At 65.1% G+C, this 16,171-nt stretch carries 12 protein-coding genes; 2 read left to right on the top strand and 10 right to left on the bottom strand.

Annotated elements, in window-relative coordinates; translation table 11 throughout:
• The first annotated feature begins 84 nt into the window (after positions 1 to 84).
• Positions 85 to 1,335, top strand: a complete 1,251-nt coding sequence (gene sepH, locus FOC40_RS05395; protein WP_003796420.1) for a septation protein SepH — start codon at positions 85 to 87, stop codon at positions 1,333 to 1,335.
• A 65-nt stretch (positions 1,336 to 1,400) separates the two neighbouring features.
• Here the strand turns inward: sepH and FOC40_RS05390 are convergent, their stop codons facing one another.
• The gene (locus FOC40_RS05390) at positions 1,401 to 2,549 is read right to left on the bottom strand and encodes an alkaline phosphatase family protein (protein WP_003796419.1); all 1,149 of its coding nucleotides are present in this window, start codon (positions 2,547 to 2,549) and stop codon (positions 1,401 to 1,403) included.
• Positions 2,542 to 3,078, bottom strand: coding sequence for a DUF5998 family protein (locus FOC40_RS05385; RefSeq protein WP_003796417.1), 537 nt, complete (start codon positions 3,076 to 3,078; stop codon positions 2,542 to 2,544). Before FOC40_RS05385 ends, FOC40_RS05390 begins: the two co-directional genes overlap by 8 nt.
• Positions 3,079 to 3,145: 67 nt before the next feature.
• On the opposite strand from FOC40_RS05385, the gene FOC40_RS05380 reads away from it, so the two are divergent.
• Positions 3,146 to 5,617, top strand: a complete 2,472-nt coding sequence (locus FOC40_RS05380) for a DNA gyrase/topoisomerase IV subunit A (protein ID WP_003796414.1) — start codon at positions 3,146 to 3,148, stop codon at positions 5,615 to 5,617.
• An 80-nt stretch (positions 5,618 to 5,697) separates the two neighbouring features.
• Here the strand turns inward: FOC40_RS05380 and FOC40_RS05375 are convergent, their stop codons facing one another.
• From FOC40_RS05375 to FOC40_RS05340, 8 genes are all read right to left on the bottom strand, one after another.
• A complete protein-coding gene (locus tag FOC40_RS05375; protein WP_231125975.1) occupies positions 5,698 to 6,879 on the bottom strand; it encodes a S8 family peptidase in 1,182 nt (393 codons plus the stop codon).
• An 11-nt stretch (positions 6,880 to 6,890) separates the two neighbouring features.
• Entirely contained in the window at positions 6,891 to 8,435 is a 1,545-nt protein-coding gene (locus tag FOC40_RS05370) for a hypothetical protein (RefSeq protein ID WP_003796411.1), read from the bottom strand.
• Between the two features lie 17 nt (positions 8,436 to 8,452).
• The gene (locus FOC40_RS05365; RefSeq protein ID WP_039929750.1) at positions 8,453 to 8,947 is read right to left on the bottom strand and encodes a hypothetical protein; all 495 of its coding nucleotides are present in this window, start codon (positions 8,945 to 8,947) and stop codon (positions 8,453 to 8,455) included.
• Positions 8,948 to 9,143: 196 nt separating this feature from the next.
• Positions 9,144 to 10,094, bottom strand: a complete 951-nt coding sequence (locus FOC40_RS05360; RefSeq protein ID WP_003796407.1) for a PfkB family carbohydrate kinase — start codon at positions 10,092 to 10,094, stop codon at positions 9,144 to 9,146.
• On the bottom strand, positions 10,087 to 11,553 hold the full coding sequence (locus FOC40_RS05355; RefSeq protein ID WP_003796406.1) for a sugar porter family MFS transporter: 1,467 nt from the start codon (positions 11,551 to 11,553) through the stop codon (positions 10,087 to 10,089). Before FOC40_RS05355 ends, FOC40_RS05360 begins: the two co-directional genes overlap by 8 nt.
• A 218-nt stretch (positions 11,554 to 11,771) precedes the next feature.
• Positions 11,772 to 12,794, bottom strand: coding sequence for a GNAT family acetyltransferase (locus FOC40_RS05350; RefSeq protein ID WP_003796404.1), 1,023 nt, complete (start codon positions 12,792 to 12,794; stop codon positions 11,772 to 11,774).
• Positions 12,795 to 12,812: 18 nt separating this feature from the next.
• Positions 12,813 to 13,751 carry a GNAT family N-acetyltransferase gene (locus FOC40_RS05345; protein ID WP_003796402.1) on the bottom strand — a complete coding sequence of 313 codons (939 nt, stop codon included), beginning with the start codon at positions 13,749 to 13,751 and terminating at the stop codon, positions 12,813 to 12,815.
• A 185-nt stretch (positions 13,752 to 13,936) separates the two neighbouring features.
• A complete protein-coding gene (locus FOC40_RS05340) occupies positions 13,937 to 16,057 on the bottom strand; it encodes a DNA gyrase/topoisomerase IV subunit B (protein ID WP_003796401.1) in 2,121 nt (706 codons plus the stop codon).
• Between the last annotated feature and the right edge of the window lie 114 nt (positions 16,058 to 16,171).

Here is a 16,171-nt window from a genome sequence, read left to right as displayed (position 1 = left end):
ATCGTATGTGTGACACGCGCCCAGCTACGCGACATTCTGAGCATTATTTGAGACGATTCGACCTAGACGTTTGAGGAGGAAGTGATGATTGAGCTCGAATTGCTCGGGATCAGCGCCGATGGCGAGTCCCTGGTGCTCACGGATGCCCAGGGTGAACGCTATTCGGTGTTGATTTCCGATGAGCTCCGCGGCGCGACGCGTCGTGATCGTCCGCGAGTGGAGCTGGCGCCCGCTCGTCCGACCCTCGCTCCTCGCGATATTCAGGCTCTCCTGCGCGCCGGCGCGACCCCGGCAGAGATCGCGGAGCAGCACGGCATGGAAGTCAGTGCGGTCGAGCGTTTTGAGGCTCCCGTGCAGGCCGAGAAGGATTATGCGCTGACGCGCGCCCGCGCCGTTCGCATTGGCGACGGCGGCCCTACGATGGGCGACCTCGTTCTGGATCGACTGGCGGCGCGCGGCGTCGACCCGTCGTCTCTGGAGTGGACCGCGACGCGCGAGGCCGGGGAACCCTGGCAGATCATCGTGAACTTCGTGCAGGGTGCGGCCGAGCACGCCGCCCACTGGCATCTGTCGAACTCCGGCTCGCTCGAGGCGATCGATCAGGAGGCTCAGTGGCTGACGGAGCAGGTGTCCACTTCCCCGACGGCCTCGATCTTCACTCCCCTGCCGCGCAACGCTCCGGCTCCCGTCGTCGACCCCGGTGCTGAGGACCTGCGCAACCGCGAGGCGATCATCGACCAGCTCAATGCCATGCGTGGTAAGCGCCAGCAGATTGATTTGGACCTGGACGATGAGGTCGACGAGGAGGCCGAGTACCTGGCAGCTATCGCCGGTGAGGAGGAGGCTCCCACGGCGGAGACCGACACGTCGACGGGCCCGATTTCCGCGCGCATCTATTCGCTCGCGTCCGCTCGCACGAAGGCGGAGGCACCATCCGATCCCGCCGAGGACACGCTGTTCCCCGCGACCGGTCAGATCCCGTCTGCCCGTCCGACACTGACGGGCGCTATCCCGGTGGCGTCCCGCTCCCCCAAGACCGAGGCCCCGGCCTCGTCGGGCGTGCTCCCGTGGCTCTCCGACGCCCCCGCGTCCTCTGGTGAGGATAAGGGCGGCGAGGAGGTGAAGGCCGAGGAGCAGGCGACCCCCGCGATCCCCATGAAGGCCGTGCAGGCGTCCGATTCCACTGACCCCACTCCTGCCGAGGCCGAGGAGAGCGCGACCGGGTCCGTTTCCTCTCAGGGAGTGACGGGTTCGAGGATGGCGCGCGCTTCCTCGAAGAAGACCCGCCGGTCGGTCCCCAGCTGGGACGAGATTCTCTTCGGCTCGAAGTCGTAATCCGAGCAAACGCCAAGCGGCCGCCCGTTAAGGAGCGGCCGCTTCGTGTATGTCCCGTAGTCGTCTTACGACAGGACGATGACGGGGATGCGCATCTCCGTCGAGGTGAGTGAGCCGTGAACGCCCGGCATTGCGATCGCCGAGGCGCTCTGGGTTCGAGAATCCACAATGCCGCCGTTTCCGCGGGTGAGGACCAGCAGGTCGCCGATGATCGAGGCACCGTCTCCGGGGCCGATGAGCGCGCCCATCTGATCTCGAGAGAGGATCCACGCGCTCTCCCCCAGGACGTCGCGCCAGCGCGCCTCCACGTTGGCGGCGTGGCCCTCCTGCGCGTGTACGTGAACGGCTCGTGTCTCGCCGGCGACGATGCGCACGCCCTCGCGCAGAGCGGGGGTCGCGGCCACGTCCACGAGGGCGGAGTGCTCCACGTTGATCATGCCGTGGTCCGCGGTCATGACGGTCCGCACGCCCGTGGGCAGGCCGCGCAGCAGCGCGGACAACCCCGCGTCGAACTCTTCCAGGCAACCGATCCACGCATCCGATCCAACGCCGGAGCTGTGCCCGGCGTGGTCGATCTCGGACCAGTAGAGGTAGACGACGGGCGTGCCCGCGCGCAGCTCGCGCAAAGCTGCACTCACGCGGTCACTGAGCGACTCGGCGGGCACGTGGCGCGCTCCCCGCAGCGCAGCTCCCGTCAGTCCGGAACCGGCAAAGCGCGCGGGCGAGATGACGGCCGACGAAACGCCCGCCGCGGCCAGGCGCTCGAAGTACGTGGGCGTGGGCTGCCACTTGGTGGGCGCCGGCCCACCCTCCATGGCCAGCAGGTTCATGATGCCGCCGCCATAGGCGACGGAGAAGCCCACCATGTTCGTGGTGCCCGGGCGTGCACCAGTGCCGAAAGCCGTGATGGCCGCGGCGGTTGTCGAAGGGACGACCGTGTGAATCGAGCGAATATCGTCTCTCATGCGGCGCAGCGTCGGCGTGTGCCCCAGGTGATCCTGGATCAGCTCGTACCCAAGCCCGTCCACGAGGATGAGAATCACCTGATCAGCCCCGGCCTCGATCCCGAGGGCGCCGCCCGCCTGCGCGGAGGCGCCGGGCAGGGCTGAATCGATCGACGAGAGGGCACCAGCGATGACGTCCGTGATGACCGGATCCCCCGCGGCGGGCAGGTCCGCACCGGGCAGGTCCAGCGCCAGTGCGCGCTCACTCACTGCGGGTCCCCATCAGGCGAGCGAGATGATCGACGAAGACCATGGCCTCGTCGAGAGCATCTTGACCGTCGGCGGCCGCGGAGATACGGAACGTCATGTCGTCGGGGAAGGACGTGCCCGTCAGGCCATGGTCGGCCATGCAATTCGGGTCGTCGCAGCGGGCGGGCTCAAGCTCGAGGCGGCGCGCGCCCTTCAGGTCCAGGGCGATCGTCATCTCGGACAGGCCGCTCGCGTTCTCGGGGTCCGTGTAGACCTCCATCGTGGAGTAACCGGCGATGTCGCCCACGCGGTGCACGGCCGTCGCAATCGTCGCCGATCCGCCGTCCATTTCATCAACGTGCAGCTGAACGATGGCGCGGTCCGTCAGCGAGGCGATCGTGAGGTGCCGGAAGACCGATCCGCGGTCGAAACCCGTATCCACCTGGCACAGCGTCGCGAGCGGCTCCGCAGCGCCCAGAGCGCGGCGCAGCGCACGCTGCACGGCCTTGGGGTAGAAGCCCCCACGTTCGATACGGGTCCATGTGTCCATGCCCCAATTGTGCCGCGAAGCGGCGCGCCAGTCGAAATGAGCGCCAAGCCGCGCAATAATTGCGCGTATGGCTAAGAAGGACCAGGTCGTCGACATCCCTGAGAAGGACGAGAACATCACAGAGATCGACGTGTCCGATGAGATGCGTGGGTCCTTCCTGGAGTATGCCGTCTCGGTGATCTACGCTCGCGCGCTCCCCGACGCGCGCGATGGCCTCAAGCCCGTGCAGCGCCGCATCCTGTTCCAGATGGATCAGATGGGGCTGCGCCCCGACAAGGGACACGTGAAGTCCCAGCGCGTCGTCGGCGAGGTCATGGGTAAGCTCCACCCGCACGGCGATTCCGCGATTTACGAGGCCCTGGTGCGCCTCGCGCAGCCCTTTAACCTGCGTGTTCCGCTGGTCGATGGACACGGTAACTTCGGCTCTCTGGACGACGGCCCTGCCGCCGCGCGTTACACCGAGGCGCGCATGGCGCCCGCCGCGCTGGACCTGGTGACGGGCCTGGATGAGGACACGGTCGATTTCGTCCCCAACTACGACAACCAGTTCATGCAGCCGGACGTCCTGCCGGCGGCCTTCCCCCAGCTGCTGGTCAACGGCGCCTCGGGCATCGCCGTGGGCATGGCAACGAATGTCGCCCCACACAACCTGTCGGAGACGATCGCTGGCGCTATCCACCTGCTGGATAACCCGTCTGCGTCGGTCGCAGACCTCATGCGCTACATCCCCGGCCCTGACCTGCCCGAGGGCGGTGTCATCGTCGGCCTCGAGGGCATCAAGGAGGCCTACGAGACGGGCCGAGGCGCGTTCAAGACCCGCGCGAAGGTCCAGATCGAGCGCGTGACCGCCCGCAAGATGGGCATCATCGTCACGCAGCTGCCCTACATGGTGGGACCGGAAAAGGTCATCGAAAAGATCAAGGAAAACGCGAACGCGGGACGCCTCAAGGGCATTTCCTCGGTTCAGAACCTCACCGACCGTATCCACGGCCTGCGTCTGGTCATCGAAGTAAAGAACGGTTTCAATCCCGAGGCCGTGCTTCAGCAGCTCTACCAGCGCACCCCTCTGGAGGATTCCTTCTCGATCAACGCGGTGGCGCTCGTGGGCGGCCAGCCGCGCACGCTGGGCCTCAAGGAGATGCTACAGGTCTTCCTGGATCACCGCCTGGATGTCACGACGCGTCGCAGCCGCTTCCGCCTGAAGAAGTGCGAGGATCGCCTGCACCTGGTCGAGGGCCTGCTCATCGCGATCCTGGACATCGACGACGTTATCGCGATTATTCGCTCCTCTGATGACGCGGAGATCGCGCGCGAGCGCCTCATGACGGCGTTCGACCTGTCCGAGGCCCAGGCCAACTACATCCTCGAGCTGCGCCTGCGTCGCCTCACGAAGTTCTCGCGCATCGAGCTGGAGGCCGAGCGCGATGAGCTGCTGGCGAAGATCGCATCGCTGCGCGAGATCCTGGAGGATCCAGAGCTGCTGCGCGCGCTCGTGAAGAAGGAGCTGCGCGAGGTCTCGGATCGCCTGGGTACGCCGCGTCGCACGCTGCTGCTGGCCTCGACGGGCACGCCCGTGGGAGCGGCGGCCGCCGACGATGCCGCACTGGCGGCCTTGCCGTCGGTGTCGCGTTCCGGTAAGGGACTGGAGCTGCAGATCCCGGACGACCCGTGCGTCGTCGTCCTGTCCTCCTCGGGCGCTCTCGCCCGCGTCGAGGGCGGGGATCCCCTGGAGCCCGGTCCGCGCGCGGCGTCGGACGGCTGGCGCGTACAGCTACCGTCGACGGCTCGCTCACAGGTGGCTGTAGTGACGGAGGACGGCATCGCGCACCGCATCGACGTCGTCGACCTGCCTGCACTCCCCCGCTTTGAGACGGGCCTGTCCCTTGCTGGGGCGATGCCCGCGTCGCTCCTCCTGCACACGGACGTTCCCGCCGTGGGTCTGCTCGATCCCGAGGGCACCGACGTGGTCGCGATGGGCACGGCTCGCGGCACAGTCAAGCGCCTGCGCCCAGACGTGCTGCAGCGCGACGAGTGGGAGGTCATCACCCTGGAGGACGGTGACCGTCTCGTAGGCTTCGATCGCTGCTCGGACGAGGCGGACCTGGTGTTTATTTCGTCGGATGCGCAGCTGCTGCGCACCCCCGCCGCGAAGGTGCGCCCGCAGGGCCGCACAGCCGGCGGCATGGCCGGCATGAAGCTGAACCCCGGGGTCGAGGCCCTGGGCTTCTGGGTCGTCGAGGCTCCCATCGACGCCGTCGTGGTGACGGTAGCCGCGGCGCTGGGCGCGCTGCCGGGAACGGGCCAGACGACGGTGAAGGTGACGCCTTTCGAGTGCTACCCCACGAAGGGTCGAGGCGGCCAGGGCGTGCGCTGCCAGCGCTTCCTGCGCGGCGAGGATCGCCTGGATATCGCGTGGGTCGGCACGAAGCCGGCACGGGCCGCGTCCGCGGACGGTTCGCCTGTGGAGCTGCCCGCCGAGGACGAGCGCCGCGACGGTTCGGGCGTGCCGATCACCTTCGCGATTGCGTCGATCGGCTGACGCACTCTTCTAGTCGTGACGGTGGGGTGGCCGGGATTGCTCCCGGCCACCCCACCGCTTGATCAGCTTCTATTTCGCGCCTATTTTGCGTGATAGCGGGGGCTGGTTCCCAGGTGCATGGGTACCGTGACCAACGGATCGGTGATCAAGGATTCGTCAAAGCCCCTGTAGGAATACGAGTTGTCGTTGACGATCTGGAGGGGGCTGACAACGCCGTCCGCATACTGCTGGACTTCGTCGACTGTCGGGCTGGATCCATTCCCCTTGTCAGCGAGTGGATTGACATCAGGTAGCGTCGTGGGATCCGTATTGAGGATTGCCCCCGGATCGATGCCGCCGTAGCCGGTGTACTGATTCCAGGTGTGGTCGGGGTTCAGACCCGTCTTGACGAGGAGCTGAAGCAGCTGGTTCGAGGTTGCGTTCGGCCACTTCTGGCGGGCGAGTGCGAGGACACCGGCGACGATGGGCGCGGATACCGAGGTACCCGACACCTCAGTTAGCTGGTCAGTTGAAGGATCACGAAACTTAACCGGTCCACCAACAGCAGTTGTCGAGACTCCCTGCCCCCATGACGAATAATCTTGTCGGTTGCCGTCAATACCGATCGCACTGACACCAACAACTCCGGACCACTGGGACAAAGCAGTTGTATCCCCATCTGTTGCCTCATTTCCCGCCGCAGCCGTGATTATGACACCCTGGGATAGCGATCGTGCAATCGCCCATTTCAGTTCATCACTTTGAAGGCTACTCGAAGCGGACACATTGATAACCTGAGCGCCATCATTCATCGCCCAGTTCAAAAGCCATGGATACTCAGACTTCGCGATCCCATTGTTATCTCGACAGTCTGATCCAGTAGTATCGCCATCTGCTCCGAATGCAGCGCGATAGGCTAACAATGAAGCATCTGGTGCGATGCCATAGTTTGAGGAAACAAGCATAGAAGCTACACCAGTTCCATGAGTGCGACCGGTCGCAGGGGAACTAATGGTGCAGGGAGTCTTGATAACGACATCCGCACCAACAAGTTCGGCAGCATTTTGAGCTATCTCCCCGTCGATCATCGCGATCGTTATGCCTTTACCCGTGTACCCCTTTGCTCTGGCCTGATCCAGGTGGTAGTACGCGAAGTATGGCTGGTCCGCCGCGGTGATCGTATTGTCTGCCTGGGCTGGAGCGGCTGGGAGTGTGGTGACACCAGCGGCGATGACGAGGGCGGCAGTAGAAGCGCCCCATACGCGTCTGCTCTTACGAGGCATTCGTGTCGCCTTCACCATTGACGCGGGTCCCATCCATCATCCTTTCGCGGAGCGGGGCTCAAGTCCTTGTCTGACCCGTAGGTCTGCGACATCGGATTGACATAGCCCTCAGGCAGTTCATCTCCATCATCGTCAAAGCGGAAGGGCGTGTACTTGCGACGCGCCGACTTCTTCTTATCGTCCTTACCACCAGCACCACCGGCACCGGCTCCACCCATGAAGCCGCCAGCACCACGAGAACTCCCCTGACCAGCGCCTCCCGAGGCCGATACCTTACCGGATCCGGCGGATCCACCGGGGGCGGCGGTCGTGCCACCGGCACCGATCCCTGCACCGCCGGCCGCAGGAGCCTTGTACGTTCCATATCCCGGGCCTGAATAGGATCCTGCGCGAAGGGCGGACGTTGCCGAAAGACCACCGCCAGAGGCGCCGGAAGCACCCGTACGCCCCAGCGCACGCATTCCTCCGGCACCAAGCCGCGAGGCGGCAACCATCCCCAGAGCTCCCGCTCCGGGAATGCCGGCACCACCCATGCGGGCAGCAAGCGCTGACTCGCTGCCCGGTCCCCCGTTCACATTCCACAGGGGGTGGTAACGGTCGACGGGTGGCGCGGGCGTATATCCCCCCACCGTTCCGTTTGCATGCCGATCGCCGTTGACCCGCGTGTGCAGCAGGTCCATTCCCATGAGTTCCTGCGGGTCGGTGACAGGGTTCAGTCGCGAACCGATTTCTCCCTCAGTGATGTACTCATTCGGGATGCGGGGCGAGGACATGACGCGACCGTTGACAGGTCCACCCTCGTCATAGCCATCCGAGTAGAGGCCGGAACCCGTGCCACGCAGGTCAGAACGCCCGTAGTCACTATCCCGATCCCCGGGATACACACCAGGCGCATGTGGAGAGACGTTCAGGTATCCATTCTCGATGTCCCTACGAATATGCGGACTTGACGGCCCTTCCGTCTTCTTTCCTTCCTCATTTTCCAAGCCATTAGCAAGCACATCACGCTGCCCGCCAATGCCATCCGCCAGCCCCTGCATCGTATTATTTGCTCGTTCCAGGATGTTCGTCGCCGCTACCTCCCTTTGCGCGTTGGCCTGCGCGATAAGGGCCTGGAAGTAGGCGTCGGCCGACACAGCGAGCGTGTTGATCGGTTCTCCGAACGGCCCAAGGTACTTCACGACGGGTACCGCCACGTGCGTCGCGTCTGCAAGCTTCTGCAGATTGGAGTCGATGAGAGTCGGCGAAAGCTGCTGCGCCTCCTCACGGATATGTGTCATGGCTCGCCGCGCCTCGACGTAGTACTCCATCGCTGTGTTGTGGTTTTCTTTGATTCCCTGGACCTGTTTCATCGTCGCGTCGGTCCACGCATCAATCTGATCGCCGGTCTCACCCGTGAAGCCCTGGTACGAGCGCATGTGGTGCGTGACGTTATTTGCCTCGTTCAGGCCGCACACGATCGTGTTGTGCTCATCGTCCGAGGCATCGAGGGCGGAGGCGCTCTCAATGGCGGCGACCAAGCGCATGAGTCGGTCGTACATGGGGCTATCAACCATGATGGTTCCTCTCCTTCTCAGACCTCAGACGGCGCGTTCTGCGTGGGGCTCGTACCGGCACCAGAGCCGCTGCCCCCTGAACCCGACGTCGTGGCACCATTGGCATTGCCAGACGACGCTGGTCCCCCGCCCGCGATCTGCGAGGGTGCCTGGGTCGCGGGGGATGAGGGTGTCCCTGCAGGCTGAGGATCCATCGACGCGAGGATGCGCGCGAGCTCATCGGTATTGCCCTGCTCGGCAGCTTCAAAAGCGCTCGCAGCTGTATCGACGTCACCATCAAATTTCTGGAAACGAACCTTCTGGTTGGAGACAGCATCTTTCTCGGTCCGCAGATACGCGATCAACGAGCGTCGCATCGCCTGGAAGCCCGCCTCTTCAGACCAATACTCCGCCTTCTGAGCGTCGATCAATCGACTGATTGCCTGAGAGGAGTCAGTGAGCGATTGCCCCCCCTTCTCCATATCTCCGCTTGTTTGGGCGTGCTTATCAGAGTCAAAGCCAACGTCAGCCACGCGTCACCTCCACGAATACCAAGACCGAAAATGACATGTTCCACGGAACACTATGAGACCTCTGCAAGCATATGACTACTTGTTCACAGTGACAAGCGCGTCCGAGAATCACACAGTGACGACAGACCAGCGGATATGGGTGTGGGCCCAGCCGCTCGGCCGGGCCCACACCCATCAGTTGAGAGGTACTCCCCCGTCAGCCTCGCAGCGTCGGGTCAGCGGCCAGGACGTCGGCAACCTCCTCGCGCGTTGGCGAGTAGGCGCCCTGGTACAGGATGGTGATGCCGGAGGTGATGATGCCGCGGTGGATGGCGGGCAGGATCTGGTCCCACGAGGCCTCACGCAGGCGCTGCTTTGCCTCGCCGGAACCCAGGAGTCCCGCATCCACGAGGCCGGAGATCAGGCCGGCCATGAGCGAGTCGCCCGCGCCCACGGTGTCCACCAGCTCGACGTCCAGCGGGTCGACGACGAGCATGTCACGCTCGGCGGCAGCCTTGATGTAGACGCCCCAGGGGCCTCGCGTGCACAGGATCAGCGACGGGCCGGACTGCGACCACTCGCGGATGACGTCCTCGACGGGGCGGCCCGGGTAGAGCCACTCGAGGTCCTCGTCCGACGCCTTCACGACGTCCGCGAGGGCCACGATCGCCTCGATGTGGGGGCGGGCCTCGTCGGGCGTGCCCAGCAGAGCAGGGCGAATGTTCGGGTCGTAGGACACGGTGCCGCGGATAGCCTGGCGCTTGACGGCTGCCAGGACCTTATCAGCGCCGGGCTCGACGACGACCACGTAGGAGCCGGTGTGGACGTGCCCAACGGTGTCCGGGTCCTCGACGGCGGGAACGTCCCACGAGAGGTCGAACTCGTAGGTAGCATGGCCTCGTTCGTCGACGGCGGCGTGAGCGACCGTGGTAAATTCGGCGCCGTCGCTGCCGGGCGTCAGGGTGACGCCGGCGGCCTCGGCGTGAGCGCGCACCTTGTCGCCGCGAGCATCGCGGGCGAACCACGTCGCCAGCTCGGATTCGTGGCCGAGCCGGGTCAGGCCCGCTGCGACGTTGAGCATCGATCCCCCGACGACCTCGACGGGTTCACTGTTCGGGCGGGTGATCTCATCGATGAGAGCTTCCCCGATGTTCACGATCCTAGTCATTGGTCAACCCCAGCTTCTCTTCCATTTCTTCGAGCGGAATGCCCTTGGTTTCGGGCATGACCTTCAGCACCCAGAATAGCTGACCAACCATCGCGAGGAAGAAGATTCCAAAAGCGTAGCCACCTCCGAGTTTATCGGTGAGCACAGGGAAGGCGTAGGTGGTAATGAAGGCGAACACCCAGTGCGTGAGCGAGCCCAGGGACTGGCCGCGGGCGCGCACGCGGTTGGGGAAAATTTCCGAGATGAACACCCAGATGACGGAACCCTGGCCGAAGGCGTGCGAGGCGATGAAGCCGAGCAGGCCAAGGAGGATCAGCCAGACGGGAGCGGCGCTGCCCTCCTCGAAGTAGCCGCCCTCGTAGGCGAACATCATACCCGCCAGGAAGCCGAGCGAGATCAGGTAGCCGATCGAGCCGACGATCATGAGCTGGCGGCGGCCGATGCGGTCGATGACGGTGAGGGCGGCCATCGTAGCGACCAGGTTCATGAGGCCGACGATGACTGATCCGATGTAGGGGAAGGCGTCGCCCAGGACTTCGGCACCGCCCGCGAGCTTCATGACCTTGGGCGCGTAGTACAGGATCGCGTTGATACCCGACAGCTGGTTGAACATCGCGATGCAGAAGGCCATGAGGATGACCTTGCGGTAGCGGCGCGTGAAGAAGGGAACCTTGCCGCCGGCGGCATCCTCGGCGATCTGCGCCTTCATCTCGCCAATCTGCTCGTCACACTCGGCCTGGGAGGCAGTCAGGTGTTCAGAAATCTTCACGGCGAGTTCTTCGCGGCCGTGGGCGAGCAGCCAGCGCGGCGTCTCGGGGACAGTCGCCAGGAAGATCAGGAAGAAGATCGCAGGCACGGCCATGACGCCGAGCATCCAACGCCAGGCGGTGTCCTCGTGTGCGATCTCTCGGATCACCGCGTTCGAGGCGTATGCCAGGAGGATACCGAAGACGATGTTGAACTGGACGAGACCGACCAGGCGTCCGCGCACACGTGCGGGCGCGATCTCGGCGGTGTAGATGGGCGCCACCACGGAGGACAGGCCCACGCCGACACCGCCGAGGAAGCGGAAGATCATAAAGAAGGTGATCGGGAACGCGGACGAGGCCGACACCGTTCCATCCGCTGCGCTCACCAGTGTGGGCAGCGGGGCGAGGGCGGTAGCGAGCGCTCCGACGCCAAACAGGATGCCGATCCAGAAGAGGACGGGCTTACGGCCGAAGCGATCAGCCAGGTTGCCGGCGATGATGGCGCCGACAATCGTACCGATCGTCGCGATCGCAACGATCATGCCTTCGCCCGTGGAGGACAGAGCGTAGAGCTCGGTGAGTTTTTCTTCCGCACCGGAGATGACGGCGGTATCAAAACCGAAGAGCAGGCCGCCAAGAGAGGCGACGATGGCACTTCGAATGACCAGGGGCGGAATGGATCGAGATGGTGCTGACGACTGAGATGCCATGCTGGCTCCGCACTGTGGAGAGGGGACGCACATTGCGCCGAGGCCGTTCCTGCCTCTGTCGCGAGCCTAGAAAGTCAATTGGTCGGACAATTAGGACCTAGGGAGCAGTTATGTGAGAACTGAAAGGAAAACGGGAGGAAAAACGCCCACCGACGAAGAAAAAGTAACGACGGTAACACAAGGGGATGCGCGGAAACATCCACGATGCGAAACGACAGTCAGATCTCGATGGCGTAGAGCCTGGTCTGTCCCACCGTGCGGAAGCCCAGGTAGTTGTAGATGGCGAGCGCACCCGTGTGGTTCGCGGAGCCCACACCCGTACCAGCGCGATCCATGCCGTCGCGCTTCTGTGCCCACATCGACGCCAGGATCAGCGCGTCAGCAACGCGGCTCTCGCGCCACTGGGACAGGACGCCCAGCTGGTCGATGTACCCCTCACGCCAGCCCAGAGCCGCCCAATCCTGCTCGTAACGCGATGCCAGCAGGAAACCGGCAACGCGGGGACGATCGCCCGTGCGGTCGACGGCGACGAACGACCATTCGGGAGCGAAGGCCGTGCGCCCCTGCATCCACTGCTCCTGGGTGAGCGGGGGCCGACCCCACTCGGACTCGTTGAGGCGGTTCGCCGCGCGCAGGGCGGGTTCCTCCCACTGGGGGCCCCAGGCCTCGACGCTCATGTAGGAACCCAGGTCAGGAACCGGCGGAAGACTATCCAGGGAGGCGCGCAGCTCGTAGTAGGTGCGCGTCCAGCGGAAGCCATGCACCTTCAGCTGCGCCTCGAGATCGTCCTGGCCGGTCTCGACGTGACAGGTGATCTGGGCGGGAGCATCCCCCTCGACCTCGGCCAGCATCTGTCGGGCTGTGCCCTCCTGCCAGTCGACGATCGCGTTGCCGAGGCCGACGCGCCGAAAGTCGGGGTCCACTCCCCCGACGCACACGCACTCCACGCGCCCCGGGAAGCGCAGGACCACCTGAGCGAAGGCGACGATTCGACCCGCTGCGATACCCCTGCGGGCGATCCCGACGAGGCCTCGCCACTGGGAGGCACCCGAGAGCATCTCCTCGACCTCGTCCGGGCTGGTGCGATACGGCGGGTTGTCGCGGGCCTCCATGCGGGCGAAAAGCGCAGACAGGCCATCGTGGTGGGCGTCCGTCAGCGACTCCCATTCAATCCCGTGATGTTCGCCCGGGAAGGGGACGAACTCGGGGGCATTTGCTCGCTGCGCGAGAGGAATGCTCATGCTCGCCTCCTTCCGTCTCTACTGGTCGATCGTGTAGTAAACCTCAGCTGCTTCATCCACGAAGCCCAGGTGTTCGTAAATCTTATGCGCTCCGTCCGGGCTTGACATATCAACGTCGAGGCCAATGCGCGACGCGCCAGACGCGGACGCTGCGGCGACGGCGTGCCCGACGAGGGCGCTCGCAATGGAGCGTCCGCGGTGCGCCTCAGCAACGCCGAGCAGGTAGATGTAGGCCTCCGGACGGCCCGTGGCCACCCAGCGCTGCGCGGGACGTCCAGTGATCGCGTAGCCAACGACCTCACCCTGAGCATCCACGGCCACGAACGACCAACGCGTGTCGAAGTGGTTCATCGCATCGTCCCACCACAGGGCACGCAGGGGCGAACGGAACGACTGCTGGAAAGCCTCCATGTGGATGGCGCGGATCTGGTCCTGCGGAACCTTGTTCCACGGAAGGACGCGATATCCGTGGCGCGCGGGCACGGGCACCTCGCCACCGGCCAGGTCACGGTACATAACCTGGTACGTGCGCTTAGCGAAGAAGCCGGCCGCAATGTAGAGGCGGCGACGATCTGTCATGTGCGCGTCGACGAGGTTCGAGATCGACGCGGGCACCTCGGACTCGGCGCCGAAAGCTTCGACGAGCATCTGTCGGGCGCGCCCGTCCTGCCAGTAGAGCAGAGCCCGGCCCACGCCTCGGCCACGCCAATGCGGGTGGATGAAGGCGCGGACAACGGCTGTTGCGGCCTCGTGAATGCCGCGCAGAACGCGCACGGACGCCACGGCGCAGATGTTTCGCTTCGCGTCCAGGCCGACGATCGTGTCCACCCAGTCGCGCCCGTTCTCGCCCTCCATCATGTCCGCGATGTCGTCGACAGAGGTGCGCCGAATAGCATTGTCGTCGTCTTCGATCAGGGAGATAAGCGCGTACACGGCGGGGGCATCGCGGCCGATCATGGGCCGCCAGCGCAACCCGAGGTGATTGCCCGGGTACGGGACGGACCCGGGCGGCGTGAGTCGCTGCGCAAGTCCTGTCATGGCAGATATCCTACCGGCTATTCGGGCCTTTAGTCACACTGGCGCTTGACATTTGGTCAACGCGCGTGAACGTTTGGGCAGCGCGCGGTGATTTTTGCCCGTAATTACGCGTCGATGCGCGTACGATCCAGCCCCGCGGATTCCTCGACAATGAACTCCTTGCGCGGGCCCACCGTCGAGCCCATGAGCAGCTCAAAAACGTCCTCCGCCTGGCGCAGGGCTTCCTCGTCGGCCAGCGTGATGCGGCGCAGCGAGCGGTGGGCCCGGTCCATCGTGGTCTCCGCCAGCTGGTCAGCATCCATCTCACCCAGACCCTTGTACCGCTGGATGGGTTCCTTCCACGTGCGGCCCGAGCGGCGCAGGGCGGCGAGCTTACGATGCAGCTCGTCCTCGGAGTAGGTGTAGATGTACTCGCGCTTCTTGCGTCCCTTGCCCGCGACCTCGATACGGTGCAGGGGCGGGACGGCGGCGTAGATGCGGCCGGCCTCGACCATGGGGCGCATGTAGCGGAAGAACAGGGTCAGCAGCAGGGTGCGGATGTGCGCGCCGTCGACGTCGGCGTCCGTCATGAGGATGACCTTGCCGTAGCGAGCCTGGGACAGGTCGAAGGTACGGCCCGAGCCCGCGCCGATCACCTGGATGATGTTGGCGCACTCGGCGTTGGCCAGCATGTCCGCGGTCGAGGCCTTCTGCACGTTGAGGATCTTTCCTCGAATCGGGAACAGGGCCTGGTAGTGGGAGTTGCGCGCGGCCTTGGCCGTGCCCAGGGCGGAGTCGCCCTCGACGATGAACAGCTCGGTCTCCTCGACGTCCTCGAGGCGGCAGTCCGCGAGCTTGGCGGGCAGCGAGGAGGTTTCCAGCGCGTTCTTCTTACGCGAGATCTCCTTGTGCAGGCGCGCGGAGACGCGGGCCTTCATCTCGCCGACGACCTTCTCCATGAGGAGGGAGGTCTGCTGCTTGTCGTCGCGCTTGGAGGAGGCGAACTTGGCCTTCAGCCAGTCGGAGACCACGCGGTTGACGACGGTGCGAATCTGGGGAGTGCCCAGCGTTTCCTTGGTCTGTCCCTCGAACTGAGGCTCGGGGAAGCGCACGGTGATGACGGCGGTCATGCCGGCCTGCACGTCGTCCTTTTCGGGGCGGCCATCCTTCGCGCCGACCTTGAGCTTGCGCGCGTTCTTGTCGATCGCGGCGCGCAGGGTCTTGAGGACTGCCTGCTCGAAGCCGGTGACGTGGGTGCCGCCCTTGGGGGTGGCGATGATGTTGACGAACGACTGGACGGTCGTGTCGTAGCCGATGCCCCAGCGCAGCGCGATGTCGACCTCGCAGGTGCGCTCGACCTCGGTGGCGCGCAGGTGCCCGGTCTCGGAGTCCAGGGCCTGCACGGTCTCGTTGTAGGTGCCCTCACCCGTGATGTGCCACGTGTCGGTGACGGGGCCGTCGGAGGCCAGCCAGTTCGCGAAGTCGACGACGCCGCCGTCGAAGCGGAAACTCTCGTGGAGCTCCTCTTCGCCGCGCTCGTCGTAGCAGTTGATGGTCAGGCCAGGCACGAGGAACGCGGTCTGGCGAGCGCGCGCCAGCAGGTTCTCCCAGGAGAAGCCCTCGGTCGACGGGAAGATCTGGAAGTCCGCCCAGAAGCGCACGCGCGTGCCGGTCAGGGATTTCTTCACCTTGCCGACCGTCTTGAGGGTCGAGCCGTCCACGAACGGCTTGAAGGGCGAGTTGGGGGTGCGCTGCTTCGAGTCGTCGAATTCGCCGGGTTCGCCGCGGCGGAAGCACATCTCGTGGGTCTTGCCACCGCGATCGACCTGTACGTCGAGGCGGGCCGAGAGTGCGTTAACGACGGAGGCGCCGACGCCGTGGAGGCCGCCCGAGGCCGCGTAGGAGCCGCCGCCGAACTTACCGCCGGCGTGGAGCTTGGTGTAGACGACCTCGACGCCCGTCAGTCCCTGTCCGGGGACGATGTCGACGGGGATGCCTCGGCCGTTGTCGGCGACGGAGGCGGAGTGGTCGGGGTGCAGGCGCACGTCGATCGTGTCGCAGTGGCCTTCCAGGGCCTCGTCGACCGCGTTGTCGATGATCTCCCAGAGGCAGTGCATGAGGCCCCGGTGGTCGGTGGAGCCGATGTACATGCCGGGGCGCTTGCGCACGGCTTCGAGCCCCTCGAGGACCGAGAGGTGCCGTGCGTTGTAGTCGGATGCATCGGTAGGAGTCACGATGTGCATCATATGTGGGTCAAGGCTCGTTTGTGGCCAACGGTGCGCGTGGCGCGGGTTCTGGGACGCTTTCCACGATTGACGAGGCCGGGGCAAGATCGCGCGGGTGGGTGCCGTTTCGGGGGC

The organism is Schaalia odontolytica, assembly GCF_009730335.1.
Taxonomy (GTDB): Bacteria; Actinomycetota; Actinomycetes; order Actinomycetales; family Actinomycetaceae; genus Pauljensenia; species Pauljensenia dentiphila.
This window is presented reverse-complemented; position numbering and strand designations above follow the sequence as displayed.

What these genes read in the sequence shown, in the direction of transcription:
- FOC40_RS05370 (WP_003796411.1), bottom strand. Translation starts at nt 8,435, where the DNA reads ATGGTTGATAGCCCCATGTACGACCGACTCATGCGCTTGGTCGCCGCC.
- FOC40_RS05345 (WP_003796402.1), bottom strand. Translation starts at nt 13,751, where the DNA reads ATGATCGGCCGCGATGCCCCCGCCGTGTACGCGCTTATCTCCCTGATC.
- FOC40_RS05360 (WP_003796407.1), bottom strand. Translation starts at nt 10,094, where the DNA reads ATGACTAGGATCGTGAACATCGGGGAAGCTCTCATCGATGAGATCACC.
- sepH (WP_003796420.1), top strand. Translation starts at nt 85, where the DNA reads ATGATTGAGCTCGAATTGCTCGGGATCAGCGCCGATGGCGAGTCCCTG.
- FOC40_RS05375 (WP_231125975.1), bottom strand. Translation starts at nt 6,879, where the DNA reads ATGCCTCGTAAGAGCAGACGCGTATGGGGCGCTTCTACTGCCGCCCTC.
- FOC40_RS05340 (WP_003796401.1), bottom strand. Translation starts at nt 16,057, where the DNA reads ATGATGCACATCGTGACTCCTACCGATGCATCCGACTACAACGCACGG.
- FOC40_RS05350 (WP_003796404.1), bottom strand. Translation starts at nt 12,794, where the DNA reads ATGAGCATTCCTCTCGCGCAGCGAGCAAATGCCCCCGAGTTCGTCCCC.
- FOC40_RS05355 (WP_003796406.1), bottom strand. Translation starts at nt 11,553, where the DNA reads ATGGCATCTCAGTCGTCAGCACCATCTCGATCCATTCCGCCCCTGGTC.
- FOC40_RS05380 (WP_003796414.1), top strand. Translation starts at nt 3,146, where the DNA reads ATGGCTAAGAAGGACCAGGTCGTCGACATCCCTGAGAAGGACGAGAAC.
- FOC40_RS05385 (WP_003796417.1), bottom strand. Translation starts at nt 3,078, where the DNA reads ATGGACACATGGACCCGTATCGAACGTGGGGGCTTCTACCCCAAGGCC.